The following is a 15,496-nucleotide window of genomic DNA, read 5'->3' on the forward strand; positions in this document are numbered from 1 at the left end:
ATTTTTGATTCGATTAAAGTCTGGTTATTCCTTTTTATTATTTACCTGTGCTAACAAGTCGAGCACTTTTTGTTGACCAAAATGTTTGTGCAAATTGCTCGGCTGTTTGACCGGCTTTGTTTTGATGCGCGTTATCGCAATCAAGTGATACAAGTGTTTTAGCGATACTAAATTCACCTCTGAATATAGCAGCCATAAGTGCAGTGTTGCCTCGGTTGTCTTCCATGCAGGCATTAGCACCTAAGTGTAAAAGCGTGTTTACCGTGTTTTTATTACCGTGATAAGTGGCAATCATTAACGCGGTGTAGCCTTTGTTGTTGTAGCTGTCGATAGGAATACCGGCATCTACAAATTGCTCTATTACAGCGGTGTCGTTTGTGCGTGCTGCGGCAAAGTAATAAGCAAATAAGCTATCGTATTGAGTTTTTGCAGAATGTTGGGTTTCAACTTGCGTACTGGGTGTTTGTGTACTTGGGGTATTTTGAGCGTAAACGCTACTGGTAAAGCTCAGTAGTAGAGCGACTATAATTAATAAATTACGCATAACAATTGTCTCTTATAAAAGAGGAAGGGGTTTATTCCTTCCTCATAATTGTGGTTGCTTATAGCTGCTTGCTTAGTTGGGACTAATTTTTACAACTGATTACTTATAGTTAGTTAATTACAACTAGCTACTTACAAGTTAGCGGCTAGTTGTTTAACCATTTTAATATCGCCGTTTACAGCTTTTGTTAAGCGCGTTCCGTACTCACTGTCTGCTTTGTAAAAGTGGCTAAGCATTTTGTGTTTAACACTGCTGTTTTGCACTTTGCCTAAATCGCCTGCTAGGTTATTAATTAGGTTTGTACGTTCTTGTTTGCTAAAACCACGGTATATAACACCTGCTTGCGCGAAGTTTTGCTGCTTTTTAATCGCGGCTTGTTGTACAAAGCCTTTTAGCTCTGTGTTACTTCTGCGTGCAACTGGGTTTTCAGCTACGTTTTCTTGGCTTGGCTGGTAGTTCACATTGCTTGTTGTGTTACCAATGTTCATTGCGCCGTCTTGGTTGTAGTTAACCACTTCAACTTTTGCACGGTTAATTGGCAATTGCTGGTGGTTAGCACCTAGGCGGTACATTTGTGTATCAGCGTAAGAAAACATACGACCTTGTAATAAACGGTCTTCTGATGGCTCAATACCTGGAATAATGTTTGCCGGTGCCATTGCTACTTGTTCTGTAGATTGGAAGAAATTAGTTGGCATACGGTTTAAGGTCATTGTTCCTACTTTAGTTTCTTTAATGTCTAACCACATTTTTGTTGCATCTAATGGGTTGTAATCAAAGTCATCAAGCTGCGATGGATCAAGCGTTTTAATGTATAGATCCCATTTTGGGAAATTGCCTCTGTTTATTTCAGTGTATAAATCTTGTGTTAAATGCTGAAAGTTTTGGCTTTGCACTTTTGCCACTTCTTTTGCGTCAAGGTTATCAATACCTTGTTGACTTACCCAATGAAACTTAACGTATTTAACATCACCCGATTTATTAATCATTTTGTATGCATGTACACCCCAACCGTCCATTTTACGAAGGCTTGCTGGTGTACCGTAGTCGCTGTAAACCCACGTTAGCATTTGTGTAGAACCTGGTTCGTGCGAGAAAAAATCAAATACGCGGTTAGGATCTTGAATGTTATCAACCGGAGATGGTTTTAAAGAGTGGACCATGTCTGGAAATTTAATCGCATCACGAATAAAGAACACCGGTAAGTTATTACCTACTAAATCCCAGTTGCCTTGGTCTGTGTAAAACTTAGTAGCAAAACCACGTGGGTCACGCAGTGTTTCTGGGCTGCCTTTTGAGTGAATTACTGAGGAAAAGCGAACAAATACGTCTGTTTCTTTACCTGCTTGTGTAAACGGTGCTGCAATTGTTAAATCGTCTAGCTCTTTTGATGCTACAAACACACCGTGTGCGCCAGTACCACGGGCATGCACAACACGCTCAGGAATACGCTCACGCGCAAAGCGTTGTAATTTTTGAATTAGGTGCACGTCTTCTAGTAATACACTGCCACGTTCGCCAGCAGTAATTGAATTTTGGTTGTCGCCAACAGCTGCGCCGTTATCTTTAGTAAGAGTTGTTGCTGCGCTTGCCGGTAATGCCATTGCAAGTGCCAGTGCAGTTAGTGTTAATTTTGTTTTGTTTTTTTGAGTATTCATTGTCGACCTCATCTATTTAAAAGTGCCGGCAGTGGTGCAGGCTGTTAATCTGTTAACGATAGTATTGATTTTATTAACTTCGGTAAAACTGATTAATTAGATTGATGTGATTTGTAAAATAGATGAAATAAATTATCAGATACACTTTTTACGTTAACGGAATTTTTTACTACGACCTTGGTCGTAATGTATTTAAAAAAATTAGTTTAAATACAAGGGCTTTTAGTTTTATTTGAGTGTATTTTCACCATTGTAGTGCGTTTTATACTTACAGTGTGTTGACATATTCATGCAATAAAGGGAATATGCTCAATCGGTGGGCTTATGCTCACTGCTGGGTTGCACTAAAAAGTTGCACACTATTGATCGCGCTTAACTCGTTATACTTAAATTAGCTAAACCAAACAGTTTTAATAAGGTGACAAGATGAATACTAATATTGAGCTAGTGATATTTGATTGTGATGGCGTTGTTATTGATAGCGAAATTTTAAGCGCACAAGTACTCATTAATATGCTTGTTGAAAAAGGCGTTGATATTGACCGTGCTTACGTACAGCAACACTTTTTAGGCTGCAACTTTAAAACAGTAAGCCAAAAAATAGCGGATGCATTTAATGTCACCCTTGCCGAGAGCTTTGAAGGTGACTACCGCGAGGCACTGTTAGACGAATTTGAAACCGGACTAACCACGACTGACGGTATAAAAGACTTACTTAACAATTTAACTGTGCCTATTTGTATAGCTACTAGCAGCAGCCCAGCACGCACCGCAAAAGCGTTGAGCGTAGTGGGTTTAAGTAAGTACTTTAGCGATACGGTTTTTACCAGCAGCGAAGTTAAGCGTGGCAAACCAGCACCCGATTTATTTTTACATGCAGCTAAACAAATGGGTGTAAAGCCAGAGCATTGCTTAGTAATTGAAGACAGTAAAGCAGGCGTAAATGCAGGAATTGACGCCAACATGCAAGTGCTGCATTACAGTGGTGGGCAACATATGCAAGGCTCTGTTAATCATGTGCACAGTGCTTACCCAAATGTTGATCATTTAACGCATTGGCAAGATTTTTTTAGTGCATACCCTGCACTTAAAAAGCAGTAAACACGCAGCTTTTTAAATACACAAAGTTTTAAACGCGATTTGCTCGCCTTACTCACTGACAGGCAAGCAAACGCAAAATATAAATGTAGATGGTTTTGCTTTACTAAAAATAAAACAAAACATGGCAAAACATCATGCGTTTATAAGCCAAATTATAAAAGGCAAAGTATTTAGGTATTAAATCTTTTGCTGTTAACAATAGGAAATACCATGGCAACGAGTCCACACACACAAACATTTAAAGATGTAAACGAAGAGCAACTTCCTGTTGCTAATAATAAGCTTCACGGCTGGAAACATTTTGCAGGGCTATACGCTGGCGAACATGTTGCGGCTACTGAATTTGTTATTGGTGCAACGTTTGTTGCATTAGGCGCTTCAACCATCGACATTCTACTGGGTTTATTAATAGGTAACCTGTTAGCAATGTGTTCTTGGTGGCTGATTACTGCACCCATTGCAGTAGAAACCCGCTTAAGTTTATACAACTACTTAAACAAAATTGCTGGTAACTCAATGACCAAGCTCTATAACTGGGCTAACGTGGTTATTTTTAGTGTGATATCGGCCGCCATGATCACGGTATCCTCCACCGCCGTGCGGTTTTTGTTTGATATACCTGCGCAACTTGATTGGTACCCCAATAGCTTTTGGTTTGTAGCCATTGTATTAGCGGTTGGCTCTATTGTTGTGTTTGTTGCGATGTATGGCTTTTCTACGGTTGCTGACTTTTCGAAACTGTGTGCGCCGTGGCTATTTGTTATATTTATTGCAGGTTCGTTCGCGTTGTTCCCTGAGCTTTCAAATCATGTATTAGGTTCTACCTCTTTAAGTAGCTTTAGTGACTTTATGACCATAGGCGACTCCTCCATATGGACGGGCACTAATGCCGATGGTGAAAAGGGCATTGGCCTATTAGAAGTGATTGGCTTTGCATGGGCTGCTAACTCAATCACTCACTTTGGCTTGATTGATATGGCTATTTTTAGATTTGCTAAACGTAAAAGATATGGTTTGCTCTCTGGTGTGGGTATGTTTTTTGGTCATTACTTAGCGTGGATCTCTGCCGGTATTATGGGCGCAGGTGTTGCGGTATTACTTAAAACAACTATTTCATCACTTGATCCGGGCGATGTTGCATACCACGCATTAGGTTGGACTGGATTTGTTATTGTAATTATTGCCGGTTGGACTACAGCTAACGCGAACCTTTACCGTGCAGGCCTTGCAGCGCAATCGATATTTGTTAATCAATCACGTGAACGTACAACCGCTATTGTGGGTGTTGTAACCGTAATTATTGCGTGTTTCCCGTTTGTATTTTCACAAATGCTTCCGCTACTTACTTACGCAGGCTTATTAGTTGTGCCAGTAGGCGGCATTGTGTTTGCTGAGCATGTGTTATTTCCTAAAATTGGTTTAACACGTTACTGGGCTAAATATAAAAATATTACCCGTAGCGTACCGGCTATAGCGTCTTGGGCGTTAGCACTTGTGTTTGGCTTTGGCTTAAACGCAATTGATGTAATGTCGTTTTACTACTTGTTTATTCCTACATGGATTTTCACCATTGTTATTTACACGCTTTTAGCTAAAAAATACGGCGCCGGTGAAGATTACACACAAGAGATTGCAGCCCAAGAGCAAGAGCAACGTGATATTAAAGAATATCAAGCAGCACAAGCTAAAGACATTCCAAAGCCAGTAATTGACAGCTCTGTATTTACAAAAGTACTTAATGCGGTTTCTACTGTTTCATTGGTTATTATTTTTATATTTGCCAGCCAAGTAATGTTTTTCAGTGAAACTATGAGTATGTACAGCGCTAATAAATCGCAATTCGAAATAGCTTGTTTTATTTGTACTGTTATTTATTTTGTTACTGCGTACTGGTCGTTAAAACGCCATAAAGTACTCAATACAGCATCGTAATACAGTATCGTAATACAGTATCGTAATTTATATTTTATTCTTGTTTAGTAAGGTCGCACAATGACACAACATCAACACACTGACGCTCTTGTTACAGGGCTAAACCAACAAAGCTTGGCTCAATTACCAAGCCATGTTGATACACCAACCTACGACCGTAGCGCAGTTAAAGCCGGTATTGTTCATATTGGCGTGGGCGGTTTTCATCGTGCTCATCAAGCGGTATATGTTAACGAGCTTTTAAAAACCCCAGGCTCTGAGCAATGGGGCATATGTGGTGTTGGCCTTTTAGAGGGTAACCGTGGTCTGCGTGATATTTTAAAGCAGCAAGATTACCTTTACACGCTTACTGTTAGACACCCTGACGGTAAAATAGATAACAAAGTAATTGGCTCAATGATCGACTTTTTGTTTGCTCCAGAGGACAAGCAAGCGGTAATTAATAAGTTAGCGCACAGCGATACTAAAATTGTGTCGCTTACTATTACCGAAGGCGGCTACAACTTTAACCCTGCAACGGGCGAGTTTGATTACAGCAATCGAGATATTATTAACGACATTAATAACCCGAACGACCCAATTACAGCGTTTGGTTACATTACTGCTGCGTTAAAACTGCGAAAAGAGCAAGGCCTAGGCGCGTTTACAGTGCAGTCGTGCGATAACATTCAGCACAACGGTAACGTAACACGCAAAATGCTTTTAGCCTTTGCTACAGAGCAAGACAAAAACCTAAGTGAGTGGATTGAGCAAAACGTATCGTTTCCAAATGCGATGGTTGACCGTATTACACCGGTATCTAAAAAGAGTGATATTGATTACGTGGTTGACGCATATGGTGTTAGCGACGAGTGGCCAATTACCTGTGAGTCATTTACACAATGGGTAATAGAGGACACATTTAGTGACTCTCGCCCAAATTGGGATGTTGTTGGTGCACAGTTTGTTACTGATGTAACGCCTTATGAAACCATGAAAATACGCTTACTTAATGCAGGGCATTCTGTACTTGGTTTATTAGGTTCAATCCATGGCTATGGCACTATTGACGAAACGGTATCTGATGAATTATTTGCCACATACCTGCGTGCTTTTATGGATAAAGAAGTAACGCCAAATCTTGAACCACTTGAAGGCATTGACCTTGAAAGCTACAAAGATACATTAATAGAGCGTTTTGCTAATCCTAATATTAAAGACAGCCTAGCGCGTATCTGTAGTGAAAGCTCAGCTAAACTGCCTAAGTTTTTAATTGCCACAATTAACGAAAACCTAGTACAAGGTCGAGATGTATCACTGGCAACGCTTGTTATTGCTACTTGGTGTTTATACAGCGATAAAGGTTTAAGTGAAAACGGCGAAAAGCTTGAAATTCAAGATGCGATGCACAAAGAGCTTAATTCTTACGCGCAAGAGACTCAAACTAGCCCAATTGCATTTTTAAAGTTAACGAGCTTGTTTGGTAAGCTTGAGCATAACGAAACGTTTACTGCTGAATATAAAAAGTCGATTGCTGCGTTGTATGCACCAAATAGTAAAATTAAAGCCATTATGCAGGCTGTACTTGATCAAAAGAGTAACTAATTATGAGTATTTTAATTAATCATAAATCAGGCGAGAACGTAAGTGTTAGCTGCTTTGGCGAAGTGTTGTGGGATTGTTTTGATTCAGGTAAACGCTTAGGTGGCGCGCCACTTAATATGTGTGTACGTATTAACTCACTAGGCATTAAAGCCGACATGATCAGCGCTGTTGGTAATGACCAGTTAGGCGCTGAGCTACTAGGCGAAATTACTGGTAAAGGCGTAAGCTGCGAATACATTGCTATTAATAGCGATAAAAAAACCAGCACGGTTGAGGTAACACTCGACAGTGGAGGTTCTGCAAGTTATGAAATAGTCGCAGACACTGCGTGGGATAATATAGCGCTTACAGATAAGTTACTTAGTAAAGTTAAAAGTAGCGATGTATTTGTATTTGGCAGCCTAATTGGGCGAAGCGAAGCGTCTTTGGCAACATTAAATCAACTAGTTGATGTAGCAAACTTTAAAGTATTTGACGTAAACCTACGTGCACCGCATTACACGCTAGAAACACTTGTAGATTTAATGAATAAAGCAGACTTTATTAAATTAAACGACGAAGAACTATACGAAATAGCAAAAGCCATGGGTTGTAAATACCATTCGCTTGAACAAAACTTAGCGTTTATAGCACAGCAAACAAATACCGATTACTTATGTGTCACTAAAGGTAGCCACGGAGCATTGTTAACAATTAAAGGCGTTAACTACTATAATTCGGGTTACTTAATTAGCGTGGTTGATACTGTAGGCGCTGGGGATTCTTTTTTAGGGTCGCTGATTTATCAATTATGCAGTTGCGATGATGCACAGTTTGCTGTTGATTTTGCGTGTGCAGTTGGTGCTATGGTCGCTGAAAGTTCTGGTGCAACACCTACTTTAACGCATCAACAAATTAGTGAGTTTATGAACCCACTTTAAAAAACATTGTGTGTGAAAGCGGTTATACGTAAAAGTTTAACCGCTTTTTTGTGCCTAAAATAAGACATAGGCGATAAGTGAGTGTTAAGTGCACAGGTTGCGTAAATAGTGACTTATATAGACTATAGTATTAGCTAAACGTCTTATTGTTAGGGCTACAGCGCTTTGTTATTATTCGCCGATTATTCACGGATTGAACAAGCGGGGCGACACACATACGCTCCATAACACACATACAAAAAGAGAAACGTGCTTTATGATCATCTTTTTTATCTGCCTCACTATTTTAATACTGGGCTATAAGTTTTACAGCCCATTTGTTGAAAAACAAGCCGGTTTGGATTCAACTGCTGACACACCACAAAAACGCTTTAGCGAAGGTGTTGATTACGTAGCCATTCATCCCGTACGTGCTTTTTTAATTCAGTTTTTAAATATTGCGGGTGTTGGCCCAATATTTGGTCCAATTTTGGGGGCTTTATATGGTCCTGTTGCGTTAGTTTGGATTGTTCTTGGTAACGTTTTAGGTGGCGCTGTACACGACTTTTTCTCAGGTGTAATGAGTATAAAAGAAGACGGTAAGAGCCTACCAGAAATCGCAGGCCATTATTACAACGTCGTATTTAAAGGCTTTATGCTTGTATTTACTGCCATGCTGCTGTTTTTTGTAGGCGTTGTATTTATTATGAGCCCAGCAGGTTTGTTAAGTAACCTGGATATATTTAAAGATACGTTTTTTGATAATAATACTTTTTGGGTACTTGCTATTTTAGCGTATTACTTTTTAGCTACGTTATTACCAATAGATAAAATCATTACGAGATTTTACCCAATTTTTGGTGCGCTAATGATTGTAATGACAGTAGCAATTGCTATTTCATTACTTATTAATGCGCCGCACTTACCGGTACCAAGTGACTTTTTGGCTTATTTTGAAGCCGACCATGCACATGACTTTTTAGAGCCAAACCCAGATGGATTACCAACATGGCCATTGCTATTTATAACAATTACCTGTGGTGCTATTAGTGGTTTTCACTCTACTCAAGCGCCTATTATTGCGCGTTGTTTAACTAACGAAAAATACGTACGTCCAGTTTATTACGGCGCTATGATGTGTGAAGGTATTGTAGGTTGTGTATGGGCACTTGCTGGTATTGCAGCGTTCCCAGAAGGTTATGCAGGCTTAAAAGCACTACTTGACCAAGGTGGTCCAGGTTTAGTAGTTAACCATGTAGCTAACAGTTACTTAGGTGTATTTGGCGGTATTATGGCGGTTATTGCAGTAGCCGTTTTCCCAATCACCTCTGGTGATACAGCGTTTCGTTCGCTACGTTTAACAGTTGTTGATGCGTTTAATATTCCACAAAGTTTACGTAATCGTTTACTACTTGCGGTTCCTATATTAACAATTGCGTATTTTATGACTAAGTTAGATTTTTCGGTAATTTGGCGCTACTTTGCATTTTCAAACATGTTACTTTCTACAAGCGTACTATGGCTTGCCACTAAGTACTTATTTGACCGTGGAACATTCCACTGGATTGCGAGTGTTCCTGCTGTTATAGCTACAGCGGTAACGGTGTCTTATATAGGCACTGCAGCAATTGGTCTTAACTTATCAAGCGATTTAGGTAAACCTATTGGCGCTGTAGTAGTAGTAATTGGCTTAATTGTTTTAGCTATTGTCCATGCTAAGCATAAAGTTAAACCGGCAATGTAATAATTAAAATAGCGTAACTTGTTACGCTATTTTAAGCATTAAAAAGCGAGCTGTTCATAATGAATAGCTCGCTTTTTTGTGCGTTAAAATTAAGCGTTATTCAGTAAGTTTTGTTGCAAGTTCAAAGTAACTGTTATCGTCTAGTGTTTTACTTATCATCATTGCACCCTCTAGTAGGCTAACAGTTTGAATAGCTGATTGAGTTGGGTTTAAATCGCCATTTGCAGAGTGCGCAGCAGTCAACCATGCTAGGTTTTCGTTAAAAAAGCGTTTTACTTCAAGGCGTACTTTTTCTGGTAAGCTATCGCTTTCGGCACCTAACAGACCACATAAACACATTTTTCGGTCTGTTACTAATGCACTTCTAAAAAGCTGAGTATATACGTTGATCGGATTTTTACCGCTTGCTTTAAGTGCGTTTGGTTCACCTAATGCGGTTAAAAACGAATTAGTATATTGATGAGCAAGCTCTGCACCTAAATCGGCCTTAGTCGGAAAGTGGTAGTGCACACTGGCGCTTTTAATGCCTACTTCGTTAGCAAGCTCTCTAAAGCTAAAGTTACTATAGCCACCCAGGCGCACTTTGTTTTCTGCGGCTTTTAATAAAGCCTCTTTTTTACTCATACTTTACACCCTATTCGTGATAGCAAAATTATCGACCAGTGGATAGTTATTTACAAGCCCTATTATTTTAATTATCCGACTGATCTATATGCTTATTAATAATTAATCAATTAAAAGAATAATTAAAATTTGACTTAGATTTAATTTAACTATATAAATTACCTATCGGTAGGTAGGTTGTTGCCGTCAATTCACTCTTAAACAATAAAGGTAGAGATTGTTATGAAAATTTATGATGTAGAAAACTTTCCAAACCCACTTCGTGTTCGTATTGCTTTAGCTGAAAAAAATGCTACTGAAAATGTTGAATTTGTACCTGTTGATTTATTAAATGGTGAGCACAGAACAGAAGCCTTCTTAGCTAAAAACCCGTTAGCGGGTGTGCCAGTATTAGAACTTGATGATGGCACGTTTATATCTGAATGTACGGCAATTACCGAATATATTGATAGCGTATTTGAAGGTCCATCTTTAATGGGGCAAACTGCAAAAGAGCGTGCAGTAATTAACATGATGCAAAAGCGTGCAGAATCTATGGTGCTTGACGCTGTGGCAACATATTTTCATCATGCAACCGATGGTTTAGGACCAGAATTAGAAGTTTATCAAAATGCAGGTTGGGGTGAAAAACAAGGCGAAAAAGCACGCCAAGGGTTTAGCTATTTTAATGATGTACTAGCGCAATCGGCGTTTGTTGCTGGTGAGCGGTTTAGTATTGCTGATATTACATTGTATGCTGGGCTGGTATTTGCTGGATTTGCACAAATAGCAATCCCGAATGAGTTAACCCATTTAGTTGCATGGCAAGAAAAAGTAGCAAAACGCCCAAGTGTTGCGGCTTAATTAGGTTATTAGTTTAGAATTTAAGTGGAGTTACGGTTAGGAGCCAAATATGAAAATTGCTGCCGATTTTAGTAAGCGAGTTGTTGTGCATAGCGAAACGCTCCCGTGGGTTGCATCGCCAATGGCGGGCGTTGATAGGCGAGCGCTCGATAGAGTGGGTGATGAAGTTGCTCGCGCAACAACAATTGTTCGCTACGCACCAGGCAGTGAGTTTTCGCCGCATACACACACCGGCGGCGAAGAGTTTGTTGTGCTTGAAGGGGTATTTCAAGATGAGCATGGTGACTTTCCTGTAGGTTCTTATATCCGTAATCCACCGCAATCAAAGCATAAACCGGGGTCTGAAAATGGCTGTGTTATATTTGTAAAGTTATGGCAGTTTCAGCCAGATGATAGAACCCACGTGCGTTTGCAAACAAACTTGATGCAAAGTACGGCGCACCCTAGTTTTAAAAATGTAGCCGTAACCCCTTTATACAAGGATGACTTTGAAGACGTAAGCTTGTTGCACTTTAAGCCTAACGCTTGCATGGTTATAAGCGCAAAAGGTGGAGCAGAGCTGCTAGTACTTGAAGGCTCGTTTGATGAGCAAGCCGATACCCTTGTAAAAAACAGTTGGTTAAGAGTGCCTATTAATAGCTCCGTTAACGTTAAAGCGGGAAATAATGGTGCAAAAGTATGGCTTAAAACGAGCCATTTAACGGATGTAGAAAACCAGATATATCGCGTACAAAACGCGTAATTGAGTCGTTTATTTGAGATTATTTATTGATTTAGTTCAGGACTAATTAATTTTAGAAGGTGTACTTTTACCACTCAGCCTATTTAAGGAGTGCAGTAATGGTACACACAACACATGGTTTATCGATTGGTCTTGAACGTGCAGGAAGAGAGTTTTTTTTAAAACTTAAAGCCGTTGGTACGCTTACTCACGACGACTATAAAATAATTACCCCAATGATAAATTCAGCTCTTGGTGAAGTTAAGCACCCAGTTGTGAACGCCTTAATCGATGGTAGTGAGCTTGAAGGTTGGGAATTACGCGCAGCGTGGGATGACTTTAAATTAGGTGCTAAGCACTCTAAAGAATTTAAAAAAGTAGCTATTTACGGTAATAAAGAGTGGCAAGCTCGAATGGCGAAAATAGGTAACTGGTTTATATCTGGTGAGGTTCAATACTTTGAAAATGCTACCGCAGCTATAGATTGGCTAGACGAATAGCTTGATTAAAAAGCTTAAATTAAAGCACTCTTATAGTCATATATAGTAACTATAAGAGTGCTTTTTTGCTCTATGGGTCACGTTATTAAGTAGTTACATTCGCTTTATTTCAATTGTTAATACCGCTCTACTAAAATACACTCATTATTATTGAGCAAATTACACATTATAAAAACAATGAAACAAGTACTTACCTTTATTACATTCCTGATATTTTCTACATCAATACATGCAAAAGAGAACAACATATTCACGCCGGTGAGCGATCTTTTTTTGGCTGTTTCTAACGTTGACCACACGCAAATGCGTGCAGCCGTTGATGATTCATTTCTACTTTTAGAACACGGTGAAGTGTGGACTATTAATGACTTTATAAATGTTGTTAAGCCCTCTGACTTTATAAGAACTAATTATTTTAGTGTTATAAATTCGCGTGTAGCGGGTGATGTTGCTTTTATTAATTACTGGAATAAAGCCAATATTAAAAACACCGAAAGAAGTATTGATATTTATTGGTTAGAAAGTGCCGTTGTATCAAAAGTGGGCGACAAATGGTTGTTATCGCAAATGCACTCTACTCGATTACCCCAAGATGAAATACCTAAAGGTGTCATTTTCATAAAACAGTAAATGTAAAAAGTAGGCGTTACTGGATTTAGTTTTTATGATTTTGTTTAGCAAAAATCGTATCTATTTTTAAATGATTTGTTGAGAAAGTAGATTTACCTTGTGTTAATGTAACCCATGATATAACTCCATAAGTAAAATGAAATTATTAAATAACTCAACTTAAAGGAGTATGACTATGTCGTTTAACTTATCTGGGATTATCAAAGGTATTGTTGCAGGATTTGTTGGCACATTGGTATTAACAGGTTTAATGATGATGAAAAGTATGTTGGCATTATGCCATCGTTAGATCCTGTGCAAATGATAGCCAACATGGTTGCCGAAAAAACGGGTACAGATACTAATATGGTGGTTGGCTGGATTTTACACTTTGTTATTGGCTCTGTAGCATGGGGCGTTGCTTTTTCGGTTATTAATGATTTATTACCAAGCAAGTCACAGATAATGAAAGGTATTACTTTTGGTGTAGGCGCTTGGTTACTAATGATGATTGGTCCTATGCCAATAAGCGGTGCTGGTTTGTTTGGTTTATCAATGGGGATTATGGCACCCGTGCTAACCTTGGTTTTACATATTGCTTTTGGTGCAACGATGGGCTTAACTTTTTTTAAATTAAAAAGTACACACAGCAGCACACTTTAAACTAACTCCCCAATTTTATTTATCTGTAAAGATTAAATTTATAAAAGCGTGTTTGTTTTTAGGCAAATAAAGTCTAAGTGTTGCAGCTATTTTTGAATTTATACAATAGCTTTATAACAAACACGTGTTGCCTCTCAATTAATAACATACTTAAAATTCTGCACATAAATAGCCCCAATTTATTAAAAACCATCCCTGTTTTGATATTAAAAATAGGTTGCACACATCCCAATTATTGCTAAATATGCGGAGCTGAAAAGCTCCTTTTAGTGGTTTTAAAGCGAGCTAAACACCAATTCAAACTCAATTTTAAAAAACAAAAACCACTTTTATATGCTTCGTAGAACACAGTGAACAATTGAACCAAAATAGGAACTCGGCTATGGTTTGTTTATCAATAAAAATAAATAAAAACACGTTAATGTACCAATTATTACAAGCCTGTTTTATTTCATGGAGGATTTAGATTGGCATTTCCAATTTTAGAGACCAATCGTTTGAGGTTAGATGAGTTATGTAAAGAAGATTCAGATAGCGTATTTGAATTGTTCTCAGATATTTCAGTTATTAAATATTATGATTTGGAAGCTTTCACTGAACGGTCACAAGCGATTAGTTTAATAGCCTTTTTTAATTCTCGTTATAAAGAAAAATCAGGTATTCGTTGGGCTATTCGCCTAAAAGAAACCAATAAGCTTATCGGCACTTGTGGCTTTAATACGTGGAATTTGAAAATGAAAAACGCTGTTATCGGCTATGATTTAATGCCTCAGTATTGGGGGGTGGGTCTTACCACTGAAGCAGTTCATCGGATAGTTAAAGCTGCATTTTTAGGTGAATTATTTTGCGGTAAACTTAATCGTATACAAGGCGATACTGTTTTAGGAAACTCTGCGTCTGAGTCACTTCTTTTAAAAGTAGGGTTTAGAGAAGAGGGTATAAGGCGTCAAAGTGGTTATTGGAAAAATCAGTTCCACGATCTTAAATGCTTTGGGTTAATTCAGTCCGAGTACTGTGAACAAAAGGTCATTCAAAAGGGAAGGTAATAGCTGGTAGCTGTGCGTTATTTATTATTTCAATCAACAATTACTGCCTCTTAATGAGGTCTGTAGCGATAAACAATATTGTGCAATCAAAGTTGATCTTTGGTTCATTGGCAACTTATATGCTTTTTCAAAAAGTATAATTTTATTTATTACATATTTAATTTTTAATTTGTTCATACTCTTGATAAGTAATATAAAACAAATCTTTGAGGGTGTTTTTTGCTGCTTGATTTAATGGATCTGACTGACTACTTGCTATATTTATTAATTGATTTTTGATCAAGTTTGAACGCGGTACAGTGCCAGTATGAAGCGCTTCTAAAACGCCATGTCGCGTTTCAATATCATGTTTAGAATCAATGAATTGGTTTGCCATCTGTTCTCGTTCTTCATTATTGCTAAATTTTAATGCGTTATTAACGAGTAAGCTATGGTTTGCCCCATCACTATTAGCTAATAAGTTATTTATACGCGTTAATATTTGCTCTTTTTCATAGTCATCTAACTGAAAAGGTTTTAATAAGTTTAATGCATCTAAAACCATGTTCTCAGAATCTTCAGTATAGATTGCAATATCAGCAAGTGCGGAGTGAATACTTGGGTTTTCAATATTATTATTCAGGTTAGCGGTCAGTAATAAAAACTGTTCCCTTGATTGATTGTCATCATACTGACTAAGTTCAAGTGCAAAATTAGTTAAAGTGTCACTGCCTTGGTCTTCGGGTAGTTCTTGCAAAATAGAGACTATATGATGAAAATTCATTTGATTCAAAACTAAGGGTTTTCATATGTTCAATTAAGTTAGTTTGCTCATTAGGGAAATTTATTAGTAAGTTTTTAAACGAAGTAATAACCTCAGCTAATTTACTTTGGTCGCCATAGTTACCCATCTCAGAAAGTACTATAAATTCTTTTAACATTAAAACTGAATTGTTAGCATTAAGGCTGTGAAAATTATCGTCAACAGAGCTAACCAAACCGTCATGAGTTATGACAGGGTTTTGCGCCATTGTTTTTTACTTTCTGGC

General features: G+C 38.2%; 15 protein-coding genes and 1 pseudogene. 11 read left to right on the forward strand and 5 right to left on the reverse strand.

The window, feature by feature from the left end:
* Positions 1-24: 24 nt before the first annotated feature.
* Positions 25-544: pseudogene (locus P20652_RS17075) on the reverse strand (ankyrin repeat domain-containing protein).
* 131 nt (positions 545-675) lie between these two features.
* A complete protein-coding gene (locus P20652_RS17070; RefSeq protein ID WP_008165607.1) occupies positions 676-2,202 on the reverse strand; it encodes a catalase in 1,527 nt (508 codons plus the stop codon).
* A gap of 426 nt (positions 2,203-2,628) precedes the next feature.
* On the opposite strand from P20652_RS17070, the gene P20652_RS17065 reads away from it, so the two are divergent.
* From P20652_RS17065 to P20652_RS17045, 5 genes are all read left to right on the forward strand, one after another.
* Positions 2,629-3,303 carry an HAD family phosphatase gene (locus P20652_RS17065; RefSeq protein WP_008165609.1) on the forward strand — a complete coding sequence of 225 codons (675 nt, stop codon included), beginning with the start codon at positions 2,629-2,631 and terminating at the stop codon, positions 3,301-3,303.
* A 210-nt stretch (positions 3,304-3,513) separates the two neighbouring features.
* Positions 3,514-5,235: a cytosine permease gene (locus tag P20652_RS17060; RefSeq protein ID WP_008165611.1), complete on the forward strand. Its 1,722-nt coding sequence runs from the start codon at positions 3,514-3,516 to the stop codon at positions 5,233-5,235.
* Between the two features lie 60 nt (positions 5,236-5,295).
* Positions 5,296-6,819: a mannitol dehydrogenase family protein gene (locus tag P20652_RS17055; protein ID WP_008165612.1), complete on the forward strand. Its 1,524-nt coding sequence runs from the start codon at positions 5,296-5,298 to the stop codon at positions 6,817-6,819.
* Positions 6,820-6,821: 2 nt separating this feature from the next.
* On the forward strand, positions 6,822-7,739 hold the full coding sequence (locus tag P20652_RS17050) for a carbohydrate kinase (RefSeq protein WP_008165615.1): 918 nt from the start codon (positions 6,822-6,824) through the stop codon (positions 7,737-7,739).
* A gap of 256 nt (positions 7,740-7,995) precedes the next feature.
* Positions 7,996-9,462 (forward strand): carbon starvation protein A, encoded by a 1,467-nt coding sequence (locus P20652_RS17045; RefSeq protein ID WP_008165616.1) that lies wholly within the window; start codon positions 7,996-7,998, stop codon positions 9,460-9,462.
* Between the two features lie 96 nt (positions 9,463-9,558).
* Here the strand turns inward: P20652_RS17045 and P20652_RS17040 are convergent, their stop codons facing one another.
* Entirely contained in the window at positions 9,559-10,086 is a 528-nt protein-coding gene (locus P20652_RS17040; protein WP_008165617.1) for a TetR/AcrR family transcriptional regulator, read from the reverse strand.
* A 222-nt stretch (positions 10,087-10,308) separates the two neighbouring features.
* On the opposite strand from P20652_RS17040, the gene P20652_RS17035 reads away from it, so the two are divergent.
* From P20652_RS17035 to P20652_RS17015, 6 genes are all read left to right on the forward strand, one after another.
* The gene (locus P20652_RS17035; RefSeq protein WP_008165618.1) at positions 10,309-10,929 is read left to right on the forward strand and encodes a glutathione S-transferase family protein; all 621 of its coding nucleotides are present in this window, start codon (positions 10,309-10,311) and stop codon (positions 10,927-10,929) included.
* A 49-nt stretch (positions 10,930-10,978) separates the two neighbouring features.
* Complete coding sequence (locus tag P20652_RS17030; protein WP_008165619.1) at positions 10,979-11,671, forward strand: cupin domain-containing protein; 693 nt, start codon at positions 10,979-10,981, stop codon at positions 11,669-11,671.
* A 98-nt stretch (positions 11,672-11,769) separates the two neighbouring features.
* Positions 11,770-12,150, forward strand: a complete 381-nt coding sequence (locus tag P20652_RS17025; protein ID WP_008165620.1) for an STAS/SEC14 domain-containing protein — start codon at positions 11,770-11,772, stop codon at positions 12,148-12,150.
* Between the two features lie 177 nt (positions 12,151-12,327).
* Positions 12,328-12,780, forward strand: coding sequence for a nuclear transport factor 2 family protein (locus P20652_RS17020; protein ID WP_008165621.1), 453 nt, complete (start codon positions 12,328-12,330; stop codon positions 12,778-12,780).
* Positions 12,781-13,056: 276 nt separating this feature from the next.
* Positions 13,057-13,422: a DUF6789 family protein gene (locus P20652_RS17195; protein WP_237707087.1), complete on the forward strand. Its 366-nt coding sequence runs from the start codon at positions 13,057-13,059 to the stop codon at positions 13,420-13,422.
* Positions 13,423-13,889: 467 nt separating this feature from the next.
* The gene (locus tag P20652_RS17015) at positions 13,890-14,468 is read left to right on the forward strand and encodes a GNAT family N-acetyltransferase (RefSeq protein WP_008165624.1); all 579 of its coding nucleotides are present in this window, start codon (positions 13,890-13,892) and stop codon (positions 14,466-14,468) included.
* 157 nt (positions 14,469-14,625) lie between these two features.
* Here P20652_RS17015 and P20652_RS17010 read toward each other — a convergent pair whose 3' ends face one another.
* Positions 14,626-15,231: a hypothetical protein gene (locus P20652_RS17010; RefSeq protein ID WP_139048194.1), complete on the reverse strand. Its 606-nt coding sequence runs from the start codon at positions 15,229-15,231 to the stop codon at positions 14,626-14,628.
* Positions 15,173-15,478 (reverse strand): hypothetical protein, encoded by a 306-nt coding sequence (locus P20652_RS20360; RefSeq protein WP_008165628.1) that lies wholly within the window; start codon positions 15,476-15,478, stop codon positions 15,173-15,175. Before P20652_RS20360 ends, P20652_RS17010 begins: the two co-directional genes overlap by 59 nt.
* Between the last annotated feature and the right edge of the window lie 18 nt (positions 15,479-15,496).

Origin of the sequence: Pseudoalteromonas sp. BSi20652, assembly GCF_000239855.1 — a bacterium.
Taxonomy (GTDB): Bacteria; Pseudomonadota; Gammaproteobacteria; order Enterobacterales; family Alteromonadaceae; genus Pseudoalteromonas.